This window comes from Streptomyces sp. ATLC9 (genome assembly GCF_057196705.1).
The window spans coordinates 1-395 of record NZ_JBXUOY010000615.1; the positions used below are offsets into that span (position 1 = coordinate 1).

General features: G+C 80.0%; 1 protein-coding gene. It reads right to left on the reverse strand.

Going from position 1 to position 395, the window contains the following annotated elements; translation table 11 throughout:
• Nucleotides 1-395 (reverse strand): adenosylcobinamide-GDP ribazoletransferase (locus AC2CJA_RS27330; RefSeq protein ID WP_484605292.1); only part of this gene is annotated, 395 nt, incomplete at both ends.

Genomic DNA, 395 nt, shown 5'->3' on the forward strand with positions numbered 1-395 from the left:
GGGACGCCCTCACGGGCGGCGAGTGTCAGCGCGGCGCGCGCGGCCACCGCCGAGACGGTCACCGCGACCGCGCCCCACGCCCAGCCGGCGGCGTACGCCCCGGCCACCGCCGCCACCTGGGCGAGCAGCACCAGCAGCAGGGTGACCACCCCGAACGGGCCGATGTCGGAGCGCTTCATCACCTCCAGCGCGCCCTCGGCCCGGCGGCCGCTGCCCAGGCCGTCGGCGACGTCCGCGAGCCCGTCCAGGTGCAGACCGCGCGTCAGCACGGCGGGCACCGCGACGGTGGCGACCGCCGCGAGCAGCGGTGAGGCGCCCAGCAGCAGCGCGACGCCCCCGGCGGCGGCCGCGCACAGCCCGGCCACCAGGCCCACCAGCGGGGCGCACACCATGCC